The organism is Sorangiineae bacterium MSr11954, assembly GCA_037157815.1.
Lineage (GTDB): Bacteria > Myxococcota_A > Polyangia > Polyangiales > Polyangiaceae > Pendulispora > Pendulispora albinea.
The window spans coordinates 9,884,591-9,904,622 of the sequence record CP089984.1; the positions used below are offsets into that span (position 1 = coordinate 9,884,591).

At 68.2% G+C, this 20,032-nt stretch carries 17 protein-coding genes; 11 read left to right on the top strand and 6 right to left on the bottom strand.

From position 1 onward, the window contains the following. The first annotated feature begins 187 nt into the window (after positions 1–187). From LZC94_38590 to LZC94_38605, 4 genes are read left to right on the top strand one after another with little or no spacing between them, the layout of a single operon-like run. On the top strand, positions 188–757 hold the full coding sequence (locus LZC94_38590) for a TetR/AcrR family transcriptional regulator (protein ID WXB13731.1): 570 nt from the start codon (positions 188–190) through the stop codon (positions 755–757). A gap of 2 nt (positions 758–759) precedes the next feature. Then, the gene (locus LZC94_38595; protein WXB13732.1) at positions 760–1,320 is read left to right on the top strand and encodes a hypothetical protein; all 561 of its coding nucleotides are present in this window, start codon (positions 760–762) and stop codon (positions 1,318–1,320) included. A gap of 16 nt (positions 1,321–1,336) precedes the next feature. Next, complete coding sequence (locus LZC94_38600) at positions 1,337–2,101, top strand: SDR family NAD(P)-dependent oxidoreductase (protein ID WXB13733.1); 765 nt, start codon at positions 1,337–1,339, stop codon at positions 2,099–2,101. Positions 2,102–2,129: 28 nt separating this feature from the next. Continuing rightward, positions 2,130–3,398: an NADH:flavin oxidoreductase gene (locus tag LZC94_38605; protein ID WXB13734.1), complete on the top strand. Its 1,269-nt coding sequence runs from the start codon at positions 2,130–2,132 to the stop codon at positions 3,396–3,398. A 163-nt stretch (positions 3,399–3,561) separates the two neighbouring features. On the opposite strand, the gene LZC94_38610 is transcribed toward LZC94_38605, so the two are convergent. From LZC94_38610 to LZC94_38620, 3 genes are all read right to left on the bottom strand, one after another. After that, entirely contained in the window at positions 3,562–4,944 is a 1,383-nt protein-coding gene (locus tag LZC94_38610; protein WXB13735.1) for a pyridoxal-dependent decarboxylase, read from the bottom strand. A 357-nt stretch (positions 4,945–5,301) separates the two neighbouring features. Further along, positions 5,302–6,279, bottom strand: a complete 978-nt coding sequence (locus tag LZC94_38615) for a 2-dehydropantoate 2-reductase (GenBank protein ID WXB13736.1) — start codon at positions 6,277–6,279, stop codon at positions 5,302–5,304. Continuing rightward, positions 6,279–7,802 (bottom strand): acyl--CoA ligase, encoded by a 1,524-nt coding sequence (locus tag LZC94_38620; protein ID WXB13737.1) that lies wholly within the window; start codon positions 7,800–7,802, stop codon positions 6,279–6,281. The genes LZC94_38615 and LZC94_38620 overlap by 1 nt, the downstream gene beginning before the upstream one ends. Positions 7,803–7,909: 107 nt before the next feature. Here LZC94_38620 and LZC94_38625 point away from each other — a divergent pair, with 107 nt between their 5' ends. Beyond that, positions 7,910–8,512: an HdeD family acid-resistance protein gene (locus LZC94_38625; GenBank protein ID WXB13738.1), complete on the top strand. Its 603-nt coding sequence runs from the start codon at positions 7,910–7,912 to the stop codon at positions 8,510–8,512. On the opposite strand, the gene LZC94_38630 is transcribed toward LZC94_38625, so the two are convergent. After that, positions 8,500–9,138 carry a class I SAM-dependent methyltransferase gene (locus LZC94_38630; GenBank protein ID WXB13739.1) on the bottom strand — a complete coding sequence of 213 codons (639 nt, stop codon included), beginning with the start codon at positions 9,136–9,138 and terminating at the stop codon, positions 8,500–8,502. The genes LZC94_38625 and LZC94_38630 overlap by 13 nt on opposite strands. Before the next feature lie 113 nt (positions 9,139–9,251). Between LZC94_38630 and arfB the strand changes: the two genes are divergently transcribed. From arfB to LZC94_38645, 3 genes are all read left to right on the top strand, one after another. After that, entirely contained in the window at positions 9,252–9,680 is a 429-nt protein-coding gene (gene arfB, locus LZC94_38635) for an aminoacyl-tRNA hydrolase (GenBank protein ID WXB13740.1), read from the top strand. Between the two features lie 43 nt (positions 9,681–9,723). Beyond that, the gene (locus LZC94_38640) at positions 9,724–10,239 is read left to right on the top strand and encodes a DUF1993 domain-containing protein (GenBank protein ID WXB13741.1); all 516 of its coding nucleotides are present in this window, start codon (positions 9,724–9,726) and stop codon (positions 10,237–10,239) included. 246 nt (positions 10,240–10,485) lie between these two features. Then, on the top strand, positions 10,486–11,628 hold the full coding sequence (locus LZC94_38645) for a glycerophosphodiester phosphodiesterase (protein ID WXB13742.1): 1,143 nt from the start codon (positions 10,486–10,488) through the stop codon (positions 11,626–11,628). An 88-nt stretch (positions 11,629–11,716) separates the two neighbouring features. On the opposite strand, the gene LZC94_38650 is transcribed toward LZC94_38645, so the two are convergent. Continuing rightward, positions 11,717–12,154, bottom strand: coding sequence for a response regulator (locus LZC94_38650; protein WXB13743.1), 438 nt, complete (start codon positions 12,152–12,154; stop codon positions 11,717–11,719). 180 nt (positions 12,155–12,334) lie between these two features. Between LZC94_38650 and LZC94_38655 the strand changes: the two genes are divergently transcribed. From LZC94_38655 to radC, 3 genes are all read left to right on the top strand, one after another. After that, positions 12,335–14,392, top strand: a complete 2,058-nt coding sequence (locus LZC94_38655) for a hypothetical protein (GenBank protein WXB13744.1) — start codon at positions 12,335–12,337, stop codon at positions 14,390–14,392. 199 nt (positions 14,393–14,591) lie between these two features. Continuing rightward, entirely contained in the window at positions 14,592–15,482 is an 891-nt protein-coding gene (locus LZC94_38660) for a hypothetical protein (GenBank protein ID WXB13745.1), read from the top strand. A 174-nt stretch (positions 15,483–15,656) separates the two neighbouring features. Further along, positions 15,657–16,331 (top strand): DNA repair protein RadC, encoded by a 675-nt coding sequence (gene radC, locus LZC94_38665; GenBank protein ID WXB13746.1) that lies wholly within the window; start codon positions 15,657–15,659, stop codon positions 16,329–16,331. Positions 16,332–16,340: 9 nt separating this feature from the next. Here radC and LZC94_38670 read toward each other — a convergent pair whose 3' ends face one another. Beyond that, positions 16,341–20,030, bottom strand: a complete 3,690-nt coding sequence (locus LZC94_38670) for a UvrD-helicase domain-containing protein (protein ID WXB13747.1) — start codon at positions 20,028–20,030, stop codon at positions 16,341–16,343. Positions 20,031–20,032: the final 2 nt, after the last annotated feature.

Genomic DNA, 20,032 nt, shown 5'->3' on the forward strand with positions numbered 1-20,032 from the left:
TCTCCGCCGCTCTTGACGCGGCGACCGCGCGCGGTCACAGTCATGCGGAATGAACGTTCCTTCCGGAAGCCGTGCCGATTCGACCCGCCGAAAAGCCCGAGCGCCAAAGGGGCAAGCTTCGACGAATTCGGGCTCGAATGCAGCTTCCGATGCGCTGCGCGAGCGGATTTTGGAGGCAGCCCTCCGGATGTTTGCGGAACGAGGATTCCACGGAACGTCGGTGCCCGAAATCGCCCGCGCCGCCCGGGTCGGTGTCGGATCGATCTACCGGCACTTCGAGAGCAAGGAGCGGCTGGTCAACGCCGTCTTTCGTGAGGCGAAGACCAAGCTTCGCGACGCGCTCCTCCTCGACTTCGATATGCAGCGGCCGCCGAACGTCATGTTCGCCGATGTATGGTCGAGGTTGGTCCGCTTTCAACGCGAGCACCCGGTGGCGTTCCAATTTTTGGAGATGCAGGACCACGTCCCCTACCTCGACGGCGAGAGCCGCGCGGTCGAAGCCTCGGTGCTCGCGCCGCTGCTCATGGCCATCGAATCCGTGCTCGGGGTCGGCGAGGGCGCTTCGGGCGTCTCGCCGGCGGTGCTCATCGCCATGGTCTGGGGTGGTTTCGTGGGTCTCACCAAGGCCGAGCGCCTGGGGTACCTCACGCTCGACGACGCCATGCTTCGCAGTGCCGGCGAGGTGTGCTTCGCCGCCATCGAGTCTTCGCTTCTGGCTCCGAAGGTCAAACGCAAGCGCAACAGCACGGGAGAATGATCATGCAAAGTGCAACGTCCACGTCATTCGGTTCGCAAACGAACGGCAAGGTCACCGCCCTCGATTCTTCGCTCGATGCGCTCGCCCAAAAATCGTACGGCGAGCTCGAGAGCCTTTATCGCATTTCGCGTAGTCCGAAATCGATCCGCGCGCTCGACGGCGAGCCCAAAGGCCGCATGCTGGCCGCGCGCTTCGTGAGCCGCACGCCGGCCGGCGCGCTCCTGCGGGGCTTTGCGGCCTCGTCGCTCTTCGTGTGGGATGGAAAGTCGTTCGCGTCGCGCTCGGACGAGGAAGGAACGGGCATCAACCGGCTCCAAGTTCCGGGGGCGCTGGGGCGGCAAAAGCTATTTCCCTTCCATACGCGCTTCGGCAACTCGGGGATCGACGGGCAGCGCGCCTTCGTCTTGGATTACGATTTGCCGGAGAACCCCATTTGGATCCGCAAGATCCACGACGAGGTGCGCGAGGTGTCCCCGGGGCTCTTCTTCGGCCCGGCCATGTGGAAGGGCCAATCGGGGCTCATCACCGTTCTCTGGTTCGCCCTCGACACCGGCCGTCGTTGATTTCGTGTCGAACACCATGAGCGAGCATATTTTCGTGACGGGGACGTCGGGCGCCATCGGGGGCGCGCTCGCGCGTGCGCTCCGGAGACACGAGCCGCGCGCCCGGCTTACCTTGGTCGACGTGGCCCCGGAGCCGTCGCGCGCGCTCGCCTCGGAGCTCGGCGGCGAGATCCATGTGGCGGCGTGCGATCTCTCGAAGAGCGACCAAGCCATGGCCGCGCTCGAGGAGGCGCGGGGCCGCTTTGGTCCCGTGCACGGGCTGGTCAACTGCGCGGGGTTCATGGAGGTGCGGCGCTTCGAGCGGCTTCCATGGGCGCGGGCGGAGGCGCTCTTGGCGGTGGATCTCGTCTCGCCGCTTCGGTTGATGCACGCGGCCGTGCCGGACATGCTCGCGGCGCGCCGCGGGTTCGTGGTGAATGTGGCCAGCATGGCGGGGCGGGTCACCTTGCATGGCTGCGCGTTTTATTGCGCGGCCAAGGCGGGGCTGGCCATGGCGTCGGAGGTGGCCCGGCGCGAGCTCGCCCCGGCGGGGATCTCCGTGGTCACCGTTTATCCGGGCGCCGTGCAGTCGGAGCTCGAGTCGCGGGCGCGCGAGCAGTACGGGCGAAAGCTGCTCGCGCGCATCATCCCCACGGGAAAGCCCGAGGTGCTCGCGGACAAGGTGGTGGACGCGCTGGCGATGAAGCGCGCCCGCGTGGTTTACCCGGCGTCGTACTCGGTCGGGCTCCTCTCGGTGGCGAGCCCGATTGCGCTCGCGTTCGGGCCCACGGCGCAAGACTAGCAGCTCGCAACGTGCAGGAGGTGCTCCCATGAACGATCGTCTCTTCTCCGAGCTCCGTCTTGGCTCCCTCACGGTGGCCGGAAGGATCGCCAAGTCGGCCACGTCCGAGACGCGCGCGAGCGAAGGCGGTCACGTGACCGACGAGCTCCTCGCCTTTTACGAGCCGATCGCGCGCGCCAAGACGCCGCTGATCATCACGGGGAACGTCTATGTGATGCCGCAAGGCAAGTCGACACCGCGGCAGTGCGGCATCGACGATGACGACAAGCTGCCCGGCCTGCGGCGATGGACCGCGCTCGCCCGCGAGCACGGCGCCCGCATCGTGGCGCAGCTGAATCACTGCGGGCGGCAGAACATTCCCGCGGCGGTGGGGCTCACGGAGGCCGTCTCCGCCTCCGACGTGACCGAAAAGCTGATGGGGACCAAGCCGCGCCCGCTCGGAAAGGGCGAAATCCACGACGTGGTCGACGCCTTCGCCGAGGCCGCGGTGCGCGCGGAGCGTGCGGGGTTCGACGGCGTTCAGATTCACATCGGGCACGGCTATCTGCTCAACCAATTCCTTGCACCTTACACCAATCGCCGCGACGACGCGTACGGGGGCTCGCTCGAGAACCGCATGCGCATCGTGCGCGAGACCTTGGAGGCCATCCGCGGCCGGGTCGGGCGCGACTACCCCGTGATCGCCAAGCTCAATGGCGCCGATCTGCTCTACGGCCGCCGCGGCGCCACCACCAAGGAGCTCCTGGCCGTGGCCAAGATGCTCGAGCGCGGGGGCATCGACGCCGTGGAGATCACGGTCGGCCACTACGAGTCGGGCCTGCCGATGATGCGCGGCAACTTCGACACCTTCTTCTCCACCATGGCCGAGCACGGGGCCGCGAAGAACACATCGCCGGCGAGGCGCTTGGGTCTGCGCCTGATCGCCCCCGTGCTCGCGCGGGCGTGCAACACGCTCTGGCCCGCCCAGGAGGGCTTCAACCGCCGCTATGCGCGCCTCTTTCGCCGCGAGCTCCGGATCCCCATCCTCTGCGTGGGCGGATTTCACACGCGAAGCGCCATGGAGGACGCCATCGCGAGCGGCGACTGCGACGCCATCACCATTGGCCGCGCCATGATCGCCAATCCATGGCTCGCACGCGATCTTCGCGAAGGCCGCGCCGGGCCCGTGTGCAACTACACCAACGGGTGCATCGCCAGGGCCGGGAACATGCCCGTCGACTGCTACGATCCGCGGGTGACGGCGGAGCGCGAGCTCGTCACCCTCCGCCGCAAAGGGGCCGCCGTGGCTACGGTGTGAGGGCGCTCGCGGCCGCGTCATCGAGGGCGCGGGCGATGAGGGCGACGTCGTCGTCGGTGGTCGACCAGTTGGAGAAGGCGGCGCGGATGGCGGGCCTGCCCGAGAAGGTCGTGGGGGTGAGAAAGGCGCGGCCGTCGCGGCGGACGCAAAGGGGCCGCCGTGGCTACGGTGTGAGGGCGCTCGCGGCCGCGTCATCGAGGGCGCGGGCGATGAGGGCGACGTCGTCGTCGGTGGTCGACCAGTTGGAGAAGGCGGCGCGGATGGCGGGCCTGCCCGAGAAGGTCGTGGGGGTGAGAAAGGCGCGGCCGCCCGCGCGGAGGGCCTCGAGGACGCGATCGCGTTGGGAGGGGTCGCCGCCGCGCGGGGCAAAGCAGAGGATGTTCAAGCGAACCTCGTCGAGGAGCTCGAACGAGGAGGACGCCGCGAGGTGCGCGCCCAGGCGCCGGGCGTGCGCGCAGCAGCGGTGGATGATGGCGCGGTAGCCCTCGCGGCCGTAGGCCATGAGGGTCATCCACGCGGGCAGCGCGCGAAAGCGACGCGAGTTCTCCGGGGTGCGGTGGAGCAGATCGGGGCCGGCGCCGAGGTAGGGGCCGGCGGCGCGAAAGACGCGCTCTTGCAGCGGCAAATGCCGGGTCCAGACGAACGCAGAGTCGTAGGGGACGTTGAGCCATTTGTGCGCGTCGGCGGCGATGGAATCGGCGGCCTCCACCCCGGCGACCAGGTGCGCGAGCTCCGGATCGACGGCCGCGAAGAGGCCGAACGCGCCGTCGACGTGAAACCACGCGCCGTAGCGGCGCGCGATCGCGCCGATGGCGCGCAGATCGTCGAAGTCGCCGGTGTTCACCTCGCCCGCGCTGGCGGTGACGATGCACGGCGGGCCGCCCTTCGCCGCGTGCGCGGCCAGGCGTTGGTCGAGCGCCGCGGGATCGATCGCCGCGCGTCCGGGCAAGCACGGGATCCGCTCGATGCTCGCGCGCCCCATGCCCAGGATGGAGAGCGCTTTGTCGATGCTCGCGTGCGGGGAGCCCCCCAGCACGGCCACCGGGGGCGCCCCCGCGAGGCCCACCTGCGCGACGTCGACGCCGACGCGGTCGTAGACCCATTGCCGCGCGGTGGCGAGGGCGACCAAGTTGGCTTGGGTGGCGCCGCTCACGAAGGCGCCCTCGAACGCATCGGGGAGGCCGAAGAGCGTACGCAAGAGCGCGAGGGTGTGGCGCTCGACGGCGGTGGCGATCGAGTCCCCGTCGTTCGATACGTTTTGATCGTAGGCCGAAACCAGCCAGTCGCCGGCCACGGCCGCGGGGGTCGCACCGCCGGTGACGAAGCCCAGGTAGCGGGGTCCCGGCGAGCCGGAGAGCATCGGCTCCAGGTTGGCGCGGAAGAACTCGATGGCCCGCAGGGCGCCCCAACCTCGCTCCGGCAGCTCCGGAAAAGGAACGGGCTGCAAGGGCGCCGCCACCGGCCGCGCGGCCGCGGTTTGCAAAAAGGCCCGCGCAGCTTCGTGGGCCGAGTTCAGGATTTCATCGAGCTCTCGCGTGTCCGTCATTTGCCATGTCCTCCGCGGCACGAACGCGGGCCGCGCGGCGCGCGCAGCGCCCGGGCGACCCGTTTGCAAAGAGTGGAGCCGGTAACCCGCCCCGGAAAGGCACACGTTTGGTTCACTGCGACCGGTACAGATGATTCTCGTTTCGCATGATCGAGGGGTACAGTCACCTCGCCCATCGGCGTTCGGGTGAAACGACGCCGTCCCCGGCCGAGCGCGCACGCCGCGCGGCGCCACGCAAGCGCACCTCGCGCGGCGCCTGGCGAGCGGGCGCGCCCCGCTAGGCGAGCGGGCGCGCCTCGCGCGGCGCCTGGCGAGCGGGCGCGCCTCGCTAGGCGAGCGGGCGCGCCTCGCGCGGCGCTAGGCGAGCGAGCGCGCCTCCAGCAGCTTCACGGCGGCATAGACCGCGTCGATGGCCGGTGTGGGCACCTCGAGCCAGCGCCCCAGCTCGGAGACGGACCCCAGCATGGCGTCGATTTCGGTGGGTCGCCCGCGCTCGATGTCCTGGAGCATCGACGTTTTGTGGGCGCCGACTTTTTGGGCGCCGTCGATGCGTTGCTCCAGCTTGATGCCGAACTCGATGCCCAGCCGCTCGGCGATCACCTGCGCCTCTTGCATCATCGTTCGCGCGAGCTGGCGGGTGAGCGGGTAGCTGCAAATTTGCTCGAGCGTGGAGCGGGTCAGGGCGGAGATGGGGTTGAAGGTCAGGTTCCCCCAGAGCTTGATCCACGTCTCCCAGCGGATGCGCGGCGTGACCTTCGCTTTCACCCCGGCTGCCTCCAGCGCGTCGCGAAGACGGCTCACGCGCTCCGTCTTTTGGCCGTCGAGCTCCCCGATCGAGAAGCGATCGCCCTCCACGTGCCGCACGATCCCGGGCGCGTCGATGTCGGCCGCCGGGTACACGATGCAGCCGATGACCCGATCTGCCTCGATGTTCGCGGCGATGATCCCGCCCGGATCGACCGCCTCGACCCGGTGGTTCGCGTACGGGCCTTCCAGCTTGTAGAAATACCACCATGGAAAGCCATTCTGCGCCGTGATGACCATGGTCTCCGGGTGGTAGAGCGCGCGGAGCGAGGGCGCGACGGCGGGCAAGCTCCCCGCCTTGAGCGCCACGATCACCGCGTCCTGCGGCCCCGCCTCCGCGATGTTCGCCGTGGCCTTCTCCGGGCGCACCACCCGCTCCGTTCCATCGATTTCAATCAGCTTGAGACCATCGCGCTGGATCGCCGCGAGGTGCGCGCCGCGCGCGATGAGGGTGACCGCGTGCCCGGAGAGCGCCAAGCGCGCCCCGAGGAAACCACCGATGGCGCCCGCGCCGACGATGCCGATGCGCATCACTCGTCTGCCGCGCCAATTTTGAGCAGCTTGGCCATGTTGATGCGCTGAAGCTTGCCGGTGGCGCCGCGCGGTATTTCGGTGAGGACATGAAAGCGCTTTGGAACTTTGTATTCGGCCAGCGCCTCGGCGCAATGGGCGCGGAGCTCGCTGCCCTCGACCGGATCCTTGAGCACCACCGCCGCGTGGATCTCCTCGCCCAGCATTTTATGAGGAACCGCGAAGGCCAGCGCCTCGGCCACCGCCGGGTGGCGCAAGAGAACGTCGTCGATCTCGAGCGGCGAGACCTTCTCGCCGCCGCGGTTGATGAGCTCCTTGATGCGCCCCGTGAGCGAGAGGTACCCGTCCGCGTCGAGGACACCCTGATCGCCCGTGCGAAACCAGCCGTTGGTGTACGCCGCGAGGTTGGCCTCCGGGTTGTTCTCGTATCCATCGACCACATTCGGCCCGCGCACCACCACCTCGCCGATCTCGCCCGGCGCGAGCAGGTGGCCCGCCTCGTCCATGATGCGCACCTCCACGCCGTGGCCGTAGCCCACGGTGCCGGCCTTGCGTTCGCGCGGAGGCAATGGGTTCGACGCCATTTGATGGCTCGCCTCGGTCATTCCATACGAGTCGAGCACCGGGGCGTTGAAACATTGCTCGAGCCGCTCGCGCACCACCGGGGGCATGGGGGCGCTGCTCGATCGAATGAAGCGCAATCGGCGCTTGCGCAGCTGCTCGGCGTGGCGATCGACGCGCGCGAGCACCATTTGATGCATGGTGGGCACGGCCGAGTACCAGGTGGGCGAGAAGCTCTCGATGAGCGACAGGAACTCCATGGCGTTGAAGCCCGGCGGGCAGACCACGGAGCCACCGGAGGAGAGGGTCGAGAGCATGGAGCCCACGATGCCGTGAATATGAAACAGCGGCATCACGCACAAAGTGCGATCGGACGGTCCCAAATCGTAGGTGCTTCGAATATTGTTTGCAGACGCAACCAAATTGCGGTGCCGCAGCGGGACGCGCTTGGGGCGGCTGGTGGTGCCGCTCGTATGGAGAATCATGGCGACATCATCGCTCTCGCTGACCTCCTCCGGTTTGGGATCGGGCGGGGGCAAGGACGAGCCATCGGAGACGACCGCGAGCCCGCAGTAGCCATTTTCATCGGCCGAGACGCTCAAGAGCTTCATACCGGGAAGAGCCGCGGCCATCGCGGCCGGGATCGGGCTCCCCGAGAGCGTCACCAGCGCTTTCGCGGCGGTGTCTTCATAATAGAAGGCGAATTCATCCTGCTTGTATTTTGGATTGAGCGGCGCCGCCGTGGCCGCCGTGGCAATCCCGAAGAACGTGGTGATCAGCTCGGGTCCGTTGATCATGGCCAGCGCGATGCGGTCGCCACGACCCAAGCCGAGCTGATTCAATTGGGACGCGATCTCACGCACATTTCGCCGCAGTTGACCGTACGTCAGCATCGGCTTGCCGGGCGCCAGAAGCGCGGGTTGATCGTCTTCGCCCGCGAGGAGCTCATACAGGGTCGACATGGGTGGATTCCCTAGTAAGCGGTGCAGGACTTGCGTGCCCGCGGTGGCAGGACGCGGCCTCATTATCACCGACAAACCGAGCGGCGGTCGGAGAAAGTTGGACTTCGATGAAGACCCTCATTGTCCAGAGCGACATCGACGGCCTGACCCATCAGTGGGGCACATTGGTCTTGCGTGGCATCCTTGCCATCGTCTTCGGCGCCGTCGCCCTCGTCGTACCTGGTCTGACCTTGCTGGCATTTCTCCTCGTGTTCGGCGTTTATGCGCTCGCGGAGGGACTCGCCAACATCGTCGACGCCGTGCGCGGCCTGCGCAAGCAGCTGCCTTGGGGCGCGCGGCTCCTGCACGGGATCGTGAGCATCGCGGTGGGGTTGATTGCCCTGCTCATGCCGGGGATCACCGCCATTGCGCTCGTCTACTACATCGGTGCGTGGGCGCTCGTCACCGGCGTCCTCCACATCGTGGCGGCCATCCGACTTCGCCATGTGATCGAAGGCGAATGGCTCCTCGCCCTCTCCGGCCTGCTCTCCGTGGCGTTCGGCGGCTTGTTGCTGCTCGCCCCCGGGGCAGGCGCGCTCGCGCTTCTGCTATGGATTGCCGGATATGCGATGGCGTTTGGCGTGCTCTTGCTCGTGCTCGGGTTTCGCCTGCGCGCGCTGCAGCGCTCGACTCATCCGGATTATCCGCCCCGGGTCCTTCATGGGACGTGAGCCTCGGTTCCGCGCTTTCGAACCACCATGGCCAGCCACGGCTGCTCCTCCCGCGGTTTTCCCGTCGGTCGGTAGAAGTGCGTGACCTCCTCGAAGCCCGCCTCGTCGAAGAGCGCGCGCCAGCGTTCGTAATCGAAATAGCAGCCGTACCTCTCGCCCGACCAGCCCTCCACATCGTTCCCGCGCGGGTTCGAACAGAAGAGAATGCCTCCCGGCTTCAAGGCGGAGCCCAACTCGGCGAGCACGCGCGGAAGGTGCGCGCCCGGAACGTGAAAGAGCGACGCATTGGCAAAGACGCCATCGAACGAGGCGGCGGGCAACCCGAGCGCGAGGAAGTCGCGCTGCCAGACCGGACAGCCGCTGTAGCCTCGGGCCATCTCGGCAAAGCGGGCGCACCCCTCGAGGCCGATCGGCTCGTGGCCCGCAGCCTTCAGCGCCTTCAAATCGCGCCCCGGGCCGCAGCCGAAATCGAGGATCGAAAAGGGCGGCGAAAACGACGCGGCCTCGAGGGCCGCGAGCAAGGCCGCGATGTTTTGCGCGACGTCGTGCTCGCGCGTGGCGTCCCAGAAGCGTTCGGCGATGGACGCGTAGTATGCGAGGGTACGCTGGCTCGTCTCGAAGGGCATGTGCAAGGTGCATCCTACGGTTCCCGGGCCATCCGTGCTAGGACGCTGGGCCGCCGGGTGCTGGATGGCAAATGCCGGATGGCGGATGCTGGGTGAGAGAGGGCGAGGAGAGCGTGGCGTCGGAAGCTTTGTCGGTCGGAGCAGTGGTCATCCCGGGATCGGATCTCACGTGGACGGCCACGCGCTCGTCGGGGCCCGGCGGCCAGAACGTGAACAAGGTGTCGTCGCGCGTCGAGCTCCGCTTCGATCTCGAGGGGACGGCGGCGCTCAGCGGTGCAGCCAAGACGCGGCTGCGCACGTTGGCCAAGGGGTACCTCGACGCCGACGGGCGCATCTTGATCCGAAGCGAGCGAACGCGCGATCGGCTGCAGAACCTCGCCGACGCGCGGGACAAGCTGGGTGAGCTGATCGCGCGCGCCCTGGTCGTCCCGAAGAAGCGGCGCCCGACCCGGCCGTCGCTACGCGCGCACGCGCGTCGTGTCGATGAAAAACGACGTCAAGGAAGCAAGAAACGCGATCGTCAGGGGAGCGACGCGTCATAGCGCACACCTTGACGAACACGGGGCCACACTCCACAGCAGCGCCATGTCCCTTTACGACGCGTCGGTCCCTCAATTCAAACGCATGCTCACCAACCTCGATCGATGGCTGGAGCTCGCGATCGCCCACGCCGAGAAGAAGCCGTTCGATCCGAACGTGCTCTTGGTCGCGCGCCTCGCCCCCGATCAATATCCGCTCACCCGCCAAGTGCAGGCCGCCTGTGATGCCGCCAAGTTCGGGGCCGCGCGCGCAGGCGGAAAAGAGCCCCCGAAGCACCCGGACACCGAGACCACCTTCGAGGAGCTGCGCGGGCGCATCCGCGACGTGATCACCTACCTCGATACGTTCACGCGCGACGACTTCGCGGGGGTCGAGGACCGGCTCCTGGAGCTGCCGTTCTTGAAAGGAAAGCTGATTACGGCCAGCGATTATCTTTATCAAATGTCATTATCCAACTTCTATTTCCACGTGACCCACGCCTACGCGATTCTGCGTCACAACGGCGTGCCGCTCGGCAAAACCGATTACATCGGTGCTGCCAATTTGCGCAACCCCGAGTAGAAGCTCATTCCGAGCCTCGTACCGCGATCCGTCGCCGTCCCCATCGGCAAGGTGGGGCTCTGCGCCGTGACGGTCGCGGTACTGGACTGGATCACGAAGTGGGACGGGATCGCGACGGGCATCGAAACGGGACAGCGTGTAGGGCTCGAAACGCTTCAGAAATTTACAATTCCGACATGAAGCGTCACAATGATGTCACCTAATAACGCTCGCATTCGGTGACCTCCATGACTACAACCCGGCGCCATGCGCTTTAGCCGTCGAATTTCGCTCCTCGCCTCGGGGCTCGCTCTATCCATGCTCCCTGTGACCTTTGCGCACTGCTCGTCGGATGGCTCGGTCGTGCCCACCGCGGATGCGTCGACCCCCAAGGACAGCTCGGTGAACGCCTCGGGTCTTCCGCTCGTCATTGGTCATCGCGGAGCGTCGGGGTACAGGCCCGAGCACACCTTGGCGGCGTATCGGCTGGCGATCGACATGGGCGCGGACTTCATCGAGCCGGACGTGGTGTCGACCAAGGATCACGTGCTGATCTGCCGCCACGAGAACGAAATTGGCGGCACGACCGACGTGGCCATCAAGTTCCCCGAGCGCAAGAAGATCAAGGTCCTCGACGGCAAAGAGACGAACGGCTGGTGGACCGAGGACTTTACGCTCGCGGAGATCAAGACCTTGCGCGCCAAGGAGCGCGTTCCGGATCTACGCCCGCTGAACACGGCGTTCGATGGGCAAGAAGAGGTTCCCACCCTCAAAGAGGTCATCGAGCTGGCCAAGAGCCGGGGCGTGGGCATCTACCCCGAGACGAAGCACCCCACGTACTTCAAGGAGGCGGGCTTGGCGCTGGAAGAAGAGGTGGTGAAGCTCCTCGACGAAGCCGGCTGGCGCGAGCCGACCGATCCGGTGTTTTTGCAGTCGTTCGAGCCGGGGAGCCTGCAAAAGCTCAAGACGTTGACGCACCTGCGGTTGGTGCAGCTCATCGACGAAAACGGCAAGCCATTCGACTCCGACAAGTCGGCGAACGGGCGAAGCTGGGAGGATCTGACCAAGCCCGAGGGGCTCGCGTTCATCGCGACATATGCGCAAGGCATCGGTCCGAGCAAAAAGTGGATCATCCCGCGCGACGCGGCGAACAAACTCACCGCGCCCACCACGCTGGTCGCCGACGCGCACAAGGCGGGCCTCATCGTGCACGCCTGGACATTCCGCAACGAGAACAACTGGCTCCCGGAGGACTACCGCGGCGGCAACCCCGACGCATCCACCTACCTCCAAGAGCGCGGCGACGCCCCCGGCGAATACCGCCGCTTCTTCGAGACGGGCCTGGACGGCGTCTTCAGCGACTGCGCCGACACGGCCGTCGCCACCCGCAAAAAGGTATTCGGCCGCTAGCCCGCTACGAGGGCCGCTCCTGCGGCTTTGGCGACTGCGCGCGGACACGCCTGTCGCCACACGCAAAGGTATTCGGCCGCTAGCCCCGCTACGAGGGGGGATCCTCCAACATTTCACGGCGGGCGCTGAGGTCTTGGGGCTCGCCGATGTAGTCCGGCAGGAGCTTTTGGATCTCCTCCAAGAGGCGCTCGGGCAAGCACGGCTTGAGCAAAAAGACGCTGCATCCGGCGTCGCGGGCGGCGCGGTGGTGGCGGTCTTCGGTGTGGCCCGTGAGGGCAATGACCGGCACCGACGAGGTGCGCGGATCGGCCCGCAAGCGGCGGGTGGCCTCCCAGCCATCGATGACGGGGAGCGTTAGATCCATCACCACCAGAGATGGGGCGAGCTCGAAGGCGGTCTTGAGGGCCGCCGCGCCGTCCTCGGCCTCGGCAATGCGGTAGCCGTAGCTCTCCAGGTACTCCACATACATCTCGCGGTTGTCCTGGCTGTCGTCGACGATCAAAATGAGCGGTGCGGGTGATGACATCGTGCGGCTCCGCCCGGCAGTCCCTCCCCCGGGTTCGTTTCCTCGTTTGGTTTTCCAACGATGGATGGGGCACGTCCCCAGGTCAAGGGCCCTGCGGTCGCGCCAACTCCTTTCACCTACATAGATGGTTTGCGCTTGAGATATCGCATCGTCGTGCGGCGTCGGTGTAGATTCGCTGCCATGCGGCTGAAACCAGCTAGGGCCTTCGCGAAGGGCGGCTTGCAGGGGTTGTTCCTGGCATGCTCGTCGCTCGTCGCATCGAACGCAGCGGCGGTCGGCACGCGCACGTTCGATCTCGATACGCTCGACGAGTTCTCCGGCGGAGATCTCAAGGGTGTGGCCGTGAGCTCCGACGGCGGCGTGCGCGCCGGGTTCAACGTGGGCAATGTGCCGCTCACCGATGCCTCGTCGTCCTTCTCGGCGCTCGCCCTCGGCGATGGAAGCGTGCTCGTTGGAACGGGTCCGTCCGGCAAAGTGTTCAAGGTCACCGGCGATCGCGCCGCGCTGTTCGCCGACACGGGCGCGCTGGCCGTCACCGCGATGATCGAGGTCCGCGGGACGATCTACGCGGCCAGCATGCCCGACGGCAAAATCTTCAAGCTGTCCCAAGGCAAGGCCGAGCCCTGGGTGACCTTGCCCAACGCCAGCCACGTGTGGGCGCTCGCGGCCGACGCGCGCGGCGCCATTTTCGCGGCCACCGGCCCCGAAGGCCGCGTCTACCGCATCGAGCCATCGGGCGCCAACTCGGTCTACTTCCGCAGCGACGAGCCGCACATCGTCTCCTTGGCGCTCGGCGAGGCGGGCGAGCTTTACGCGGGCTCCAGCGGCAAGGGCATCCTCTACAAGATCGCAGGCCCCGGGCGCGCGGTGGTGCTCTACGACTTTTCGGGCGAGGAAGTGAAGGCCATCGCCGTCGGTAAAAAAGGGACGCTCTACGCCATCGCCAACGACTACGGCGAACCCCCGGAGCCGCCGAAGCGCTCCCCCGCGGGCGCACGAAGCCCGGCAGGCCCCACGAGCGCCAAGCCGGTACGCCCCGGCAAGGGCGCGCTCTGGCGGTTCGATGCCACGGGCCGCCCCGAAAAGATGATGGCGCACACCGAGTTCCATTACATGTCGCTGGCCACGGACGCCGAAGGGCGCCCCTACGTGGGCACCGGTGCCGAGGGGCGCGTGTACACCGTGGACGACGCGCACACCGTCACCTTGGTCGCCGACACCGACGACCGCCAGATTGGCGCGCTCGCCTTTGGCAAGAGCACCACCTACCTGGCCGGCTCGGACCCCGCCACCGTGCATCGCGTGGTGGCGCAAGGCGGGAGCGAGGCCGTGTGGACGAGCAAAGTGCTCGACGCGGGGCTGCGTGCGCGGTTCGGTCATCTCTCGTGGCACGCCAGCGGACCGCTCGAGTTCTCGACGCGCACCGGCAACACCTCGAGCCCCGATCCCACGTGGAGCGGGTGGAGCGCGGGGACGTCTGCGCCCACCACGGTGACCAGCCCGGCCGCGCGCTTCATTCAAGTGCGGGCGCGGTGGTCGCGCGATCCCAAGGCCGTTCTCTCCGAGGTGATGCTCCCCTTCGTGACCGAGAACGTGCGCCCGGTGGTGCTCGAGGTGGAGGCGCGCCCCAAGAACGCGAGCAAGTCGGAGAGCAAGGAGAGCATCCCCGCGAGCGGGAGCGAGCCACCGAAGCACGACAGCGTGCTCAAGGTCACCTGGCGCGTGGACAACCCCGACAACGACTCCCTTCGCTACCGCCTCAATTTCCGCCGCGAAGGCCAAGGCGTATGGCGCGACGCGCTCCGCGATGGCGAGATCCTGACCAAGAGCGAGTACGAGTGGGAGACGACGGCGCTGCCCGAGGGCAAATACCGACTGCGCGTCGAGGCGAGCGACGAGCCGGCCAATCCGCCCGATCTGGTGCAGCGTCACGCGCTCGAATCGGGCCCGGTGCTCGTCGACAACACGCCCCCGGTGGTGCGCGATCTCACGATGACGGGCCGGCGGCTCAAGGTGCGCGTGGTGGACGGCCTGGGCCCCATCGCGCGGGTCGAGATGGCGGTCGACGGCAAGCCCGAGTTTCGTACGCTCGGGGCAAGCGACGGTGTATTCGACACGGCGGACGAATCGGTGGACGTGGACGTCACCAGCATCGTCCCGCCTGGCTCCCACATCGTTGCGGTGCGTGCGTATGACGCAGCCGGCAACTATACCGTTCGGGAAATCGAATCGCGATGACATGACAGCCATGCCATAGCTGGACCATGCCCCAGCTCCCCTCCCAAGGGGTCTCGGCCATACAACTGGCGGGATTTACTGGTTTTTTTGGAGTGTGGTGCCATGCTTACGAATGCGGCACGCGCCGTGAATTCGGGATTTTTCTTCTTCACTCATGTTCGCGAAACCTGGCCAATTCATGAAACGAAGCTCCCCTCGGATGGCACACGCGCGTGCCGGAATGGGGGCGCTGGGGTTGCTCTTTGGAGCGATCGTGCTTGGGTGCGCGATGTCGGACAGCGGTTCGCCCGGAAACCAGCGGTGGGGCCCTACCGGCGCAGCCGACGCCCCACCGGGGGGCGGCTACCAAATCGGGGGCAACTCCGATGGGGGTGACAAGGCGAAGCTCGAGTTCGGCAATCCGCTTTGCCGCGCCACCACCTTGAGCTGTTACCCGGATGGATCGGGAAATCGGCCCTGCGAGGACGCGGGCTCGCCGCTCGCGGGCGATGGCGGCGGGGTCGTCTCCGCCGAAGTGGGCGCTTGCCGGGTGCGCGAAAAGAACGCCCCCGTGTGCACGGCCTCCGGCGCCGGGATAGACGGTGCCCTGTGCACCCGGGCCAACGATTGCGCGTCGGGCTACGAATGCGTCACCGAAACGGCGGGCGACCCCGTGGGCCGGTGCCGTCATTATTGTTGCGGCGGTTCGAGCGCGTGCGGGGACGCCACGCACCGATCGCCCGCCACCCGCTTCTGCGACATTCGGCAGACATACGGATCGCCGAGCCTGGCGGTGCCGGTGTGCATGCCCTTGCAGAAGTGCGAGCTGCTCCAAGACGGCCAGCAATGCGGCATCGGCGAGAGCTGCACCATCGTCAACGACGAGGGCGCCGCCAGCTGCGTGCGCGACGGCACGGCGCGCGTCGGTCAGTCCTGCGAGGATACGCACTGCGCGAGCGGGCTTGCGTGCCTCGGGCAAACGGGATCGCGCACCTGCTACCAGCTGTGTCGAAAGAGCAGCAACGACGGCGTCTGCGGCCCCACGGAGAAGTGCAAAGGCACGGCGCCCCTCTTTCAAGATCCGGACATCGGGATCTGCTCGAAGGTGTAAGCGCGGGAGGGGTTCGCGGCAGGGTGTCCGGGACAGGCGAAAATCGTCCTGGGACACCCTCAGAGGTCTGAGCGCAAATGAAAAGCTCAATCCTTTCGCGGGCCCGAGCGCGGTCTGAGCTTGGGCGCGGTGGGCATGCGGCATGCGAAGTCGTGCGGGTCAGGACGGCGCAGGATGAACCAAACCGCAAGCTATGGTCCGCGCGAGCGTGCGCGCGCGATTGGAATCGACTCCTTGGGCGACGCCGATCTGGTGGCGCTCCTCCTCGGTACGGGCACGGTGAACGCCCCCGTGCAAGCCGTCGCCGGGGAGCTGGTCACGTCCTCCGGAGGGCTCCTCGGCCTGGCGCGCGCGGGGGTCGGGGAGCTGGCCGAGCTGCCGGGGCTCGGCTTTGCAAAGGCCGCGCGCATCGCGGCGGCCGTCGAGCTGGGGAAGCGATGCGCCTGGGCCACGCTCGACGCGAGCGGCATGGCGATGAAGGGGAGCGACAGCGTCAGCGCGTGGGCGCGGCCGAGGCTCGCGGGCCTGGAGCACGAGGAGCTCTGGGTGCTCGCGGTCGACGGGCGCAATCATCTGCGGGCCGCGCGCCGGGTGGCGGTCGGAGGGCTCCATGGAATGCACGTATCGGCCCGTGATCCGCTGCGCATCGCGCTTCGGGAGGGCGCCAGCGCCTTCGTCCTCGTGCACAACCACCCCAGCGGCGACCCCACGCCGAGCTTGGAGGATCTCGAGTTCACGCGCGCGGTGCTGGTGGGCGCCGAAGCCATCGGCACGCCGCTCATCGACCATGTGGTGATCGCGCGCGACGGGCACGTATCGCTGCTCGAGCGAGGGATCGTGCCGCTATGAGGCGAGCGCTCAGCCGGAGAAGAGCGCCAGCTGGCGCGGGCGCGTGGGCGGGTGGCAAAGCGAGACATACCCGCAGCGGATCTGTTTGCACCGCGAGAGCGGCACGCGCGGAAACGCTTCGGTATGGCGGGCTTCGACCAAGCGCAGGGCCAAGGCGAGCAGGTGCTTTCGCGTGGCCTCGGGGGCGGCCGGCTCGCGAAAGCGGGGCTCGGAAGGATCACCGCCGAGAAAGACGATGCCCGTACGAACCTGGGTGGCCGATGGAACGAGATCGCGGGCCGCCAGCGCGTAGACGTCGAGCTGAAAGGCGTACGGCTCCACGTGGGTGCTGCGGGCGCGCTTGTAGTCGAGCACGTCCAGACGGCCATCGGGCCAGACGACCATGAGATCGATGGTGCCGCGCAGCACGATGGTGTGCCCGCGGCCATCCTCGAGCGAGAGCGTGAACGGCTCCTCGCGCCGGAGGCTCGCGCCCTCCTCGGCGACCTTGGCCGCGTAGGGACCGCGCACGAAACGGGAGAGCGTTCGCGCCAAGCGCGCATAACGCGGATGGTCGCGCTCCACCCCTTCGCGCCCGAGCAGGCGTTCGATGTCCGCGAGCGACAGGTCGGAGCCAAAGTGCTCCGCGGGGGCGCGCTCGAGGACGCGGTGCAAGAGCGTGCCCTCGGTTCGCGGGTCCACCGGGGAGGCGTAGGCGGGAGCGTCCGTCTCGCGCTCACCGCCGGTGGCCGCGAGCGGCGGAGCCTCGTGCTCGGGGAGGTCCAGCACGTGAACGAGCTGGAAGCGGCGCGGGCAATGGTGAAAATCCTGGAGCGAGGTGGTGGCCATGGTCGCCGTCCGCCACGGCGGGCGCCACGTTTTGTCGCGGGCGGCGAGGGGCGCCTCGTCGCCCGCGGGGTCGGCGCCGCGGTGCAGATCGGCGCTGGGATCGAAGGGGAGCGGCGACGCCGTCGGGATCCGCGGCGGGAGCTCTTCCACCGTGAAGAAGGGCCGCAGGGACTCGTCCGCCGCCAATTCTTGCAGAGTACACGCGATGGAGGCGAGGAAAGCCTCGGACATGTCCTTGGGCGGGCGTCGATCGCCCACGAAGTACATGGCCTCCGAGGCGCGGGTCACGGCCACATAGGCCAGGCGCGCCTTCTCGGCGCGGTCGCGGCGGCGAAGCGTATCTTTGGCGCGCGTGAACGAGGGCGGCTCGAAGCGCGCGCCGCTCTCGTCGGTGAGCCGCACGGAGAGCGTGGCGGCGCCCTCGCCGGACGGGGGCTCCAGGATCATGGCGGAGGACTCGGTGCGCCTCCCGTCGGCGCCGACCTCGGGGACGAAGACGATGGGAAAGTCGAGCCCCTTGCTGGCGTGCACGGTGAGCAGGCGCACGGCGTGGTCGTCGTCGCCGAAGGTGGCGGCCTCCGTCTCGCTGCCCCCGTCGGCCGCCGCGCGCGTCAGCCGGGAGAGCAAGGTGCTCGCGTCGGTCGCGCGATCGGCCATGGCGAGGAGCTTGCGCACATTGGCCACGCGCTGCTCGCCGCGCGGGAGCTGGATGAGCACCTCCTCCAAGTCGAAGGCGCGCACGGCTTCGCGCAGGAGCGGTCCGGGCAAGATGCGGTCGACGTTGCGGCGCAGGCGCGCGACCACCTCGAAGAGCGTGCGCACCCGGGCGCGATCGCCCTCGTCCATGAGCGCGCGGCGCGGGCCGGAGTCCCACGCGCTGGCGCTTTCCATGGAGACCATGCCGCCGCCGGGGCTGGTGAGCGCCAGCAACGTCTCGTCGCGCACGGAGACCCATGGGCCGCGCAGGACCTCGAGCAGCGCGAGCCGATCGCGCGGGCGGACGATGAGCGCCAGCATGGCCATCACGTCGCGCACCTCGCGCGCGGAGAAGAAGCCGCGGCCGGCCACGACATAGGGCACGCCCTCGTGCGCCAGGGCGTAGGCGACCACCTCCAGCATTTCGTTGGTGTGGCAGAGCACCGCCATGCGCCCCAGCTTCGTGACGTCGTCGGCGGCGAGGGCGCGCACGCGGTCGGCGATGGCGAAGGCTTCGACCAGCCGCGGGGTGCGGCCGCGCGGAGAGACGGGGGGCCGGAGCCAATACGTGCGCGGCGCGGGGATCGCGGGCGGCGGGCGCTCGGGGGGCGGGAGGAGATCTTCCGTCTCGGGCACGTAGTTGATCTCGAAGAGCACCTTGCCCGAGGAGACCAAGCGGCGCCGGCTGAACGCGTTGGCGAAGGTGAGCAGTTCGTCCTGCCCGCGGCGATTGTGGCGCAGCGGGACCAGATCGGCCAGCGGCGCGGTGGGCTCGCGAATCTCGGCGTCGATGCCGAGCGCCTTGCGCGCGCGCCAGCCGGCCAAGCCGACGCAGAGCTCCGCGAAGACGGCCACGTCCGCGCCGCGAAAGCCGTAAATGGACTGTTTGCGATCGCCCACCACGAAGAGCCCCGTGGGCCGGAGTCGATCGAGCGGCGGGACGGTGCCCGGCGCGCGCGCCGCGGGATCGTTCTCCCACAAGAGGTGCACCAGCTCGCGCTGCAGCCGCGAGGTGTCTTGGAACTCGTCGACCAAGAGCGCGTCGATCCCCTCGCCCACCTCGCGGGCGATGGAAGGGTGGTCGCGAAGCAGATCCCGCGCCGCGCGCAGGACGTCGCCGAAGCCGAGCGCGCCCGCCCGCCGGCGCGCGCGCTGGATCTCGCGATCGGCGTCCACCAAGAGCTCGCGGGCCGCCCGCGCCCGCGGCGCGAAGCTTTGCCGCATTTCCCAGGCGCGGATCAAGCGGTAGCCGCGCTCCGCGTTGGTCTCGCCCGCCGGGAGCTTCTCGCTGCGAAAGTCGAAGAAGCCCTGGCTGGCCTCGCTCTTGGTCTTGCGGATCGAGCAGAAGTCGCGCACGGCCGCGGCGAGGTTGTCCACGCCGGCCGCCGTCGGCACCTCGCCCATGGCGCGCCGCTCGTTCCAGGCCGCCACCAGGGCGCGCGCCTCGTCGGCCTTCTTTTCGTGCGCGATCAGGTAGTGCGCATGCGAGAGGAGCTCGCCCACCAAGCCGTCGAGCACCTCGGCGTCGCGCGGGTCGATGATCAGGCTCTCCGCGCCGCGCCCATCCTCCTCGAGGCGGGCCAAGGTGCTCCCGATCTCGCGCACCAGCTCGTCGACGCCGCCGCTCGCGCGCACCAGATCGCGCACCGCCTCCGGATCGATCTCCGCGCGCTGCGCGAGGGCGCGGCCGATGGCGTCGCGGGCGCGCTCTTGGGCTTCGTCTTCGCCCTCCATGTCGAAGTCGGGCAAGAGCCCCATCTCGAGCGCGTACGTCCGCACCAAGGTGCCGGCGAAGCTGTGCAAGGTCCCGATCTGCGCGTGCGCGAGCCGCTCCAGCGCGCGCCGGGCCCTCGCCTCCATCTCGGACGCCGACCACGGCGAGGTGTGCGCGGCCTCGCACGCGCCGAGCAGATCGGCGCGGTATTTGGCGTCCGGATCGCGCAGGGCGAGCCGCTCCAGCTCGGTGGAGAGGCGGCTGCGGATCTCGGCGGCGGCCTTGCGCGAGAAGGTGGTGGCGACCACCCGCGACGGATCCACCGGCGGGTGGAGCTGCTCTTTGCGTCCGAGTTCGCTCGCGCCCATCAGCAAATGAACGAGGACGCCCACGAGGCTGTGGGTCTTTCCGGTGCCCGCGCTCGCCGCCAGCACCAGGTTCCTTCGAAACGCGAAGATCACGT

Excerpts from the sequence above, each read along its gene's own strand:
- LZC94_38655 (WXB13744.1), top strand. The coding sequence starts at position 12,335 with ATGCGGCTGAAACCAGCTAGGGCCTTCGCGAAGGGCGGCTTGCAGGGG.
- LZC94_38610 (WXB13735.1), bottom strand. The coding sequence starts at position 4,944 with ATGACGGACACGCGAGAGCTCGATGAAATCCTGAACTCGGCCCACGAA.
- LZC94_38650 (WXB13743.1), bottom strand. The coding sequence starts at position 12,154 with ATGTCATCACCCGCACCGCTCATTTTGATCGTCGACGACAGCCAGGAC.
- LZC94_38645 (WXB13742.1), top strand. The coding sequence starts at position 10,486 with ATGCGCTTTAGCCGTCGAATTTCGCTCCTCGCCTCGGGGCTCGCTCTA.
- LZC94_38615 (WXB13736.1), bottom strand. The coding sequence starts at position 6,279 with ATGCGCATCGGCATCGTCGGCGCGGGCGCCATCGGTGGTTTCCTCGGG.
- LZC94_38590 (WXB13731.1), top strand. The coding sequence starts at position 188 with ATGTTTGCGGAACGAGGATTCCACGGAACGTCGGTGCCCGAAATCGCC.
- LZC94_38660 (WXB13745.1), top strand. The coding sequence starts at position 14,592 with ATGGCACACGCGCGTGCCGGAATGGGGGCGCTGGGGTTGCTCTTTGGA.
- LZC94_38625 (WXB13738.1), top strand. The coding sequence starts at position 7,910 with ATGAAGACCCTCATTGTCCAGAGCGACATCGACGGCCTGACCCATCAG.
- LZC94_38630 (WXB13739.1), bottom strand. The coding sequence starts at position 9,138 with ATGCCCTTCGAGACGAGCCAGCGTACCCTCGCATACTACGCGTCCATC.
- LZC94_38600 (WXB13733.1), top strand. The coding sequence starts at position 1,337 with ATGAGCGAGCATATTTTCGTGACGGGGACGTCGGGCGCCATCGGGGGC.
- LZC94_38605 (WXB13734.1), top strand. The coding sequence starts at position 2,130 with ATGAACGATCGTCTCTTCTCCGAGCTCCGTCTTGGCTCCCTCACGGTG.
- LZC94_38640 (WXB13741.1), top strand. The coding sequence starts at position 9,724 with ATGTCCCTTTACGACGCGTCGGTCCCTCAATTCAAACGCATGCTCACC.
- radC (WXB13746.1), top strand. The coding sequence starts at position 15,657 with ATGAACCAAACCGCAAGCTATGGTCCGCGCGAGCGTGCGCGCGCGATT.
- LZC94_38595 (WXB13732.1), top strand. The coding sequence starts at position 760 with ATGCAAAGTGCAACGTCCACGTCATTCGGTTCGCAAACGAACGGCAAG.
- LZC94_38620 (WXB13737.1), bottom strand. The coding sequence starts at position 7,802 with ATGTCGACCCTGTATGAGCTCCTCGCGGGCGAAGACGATCAACCCGCG.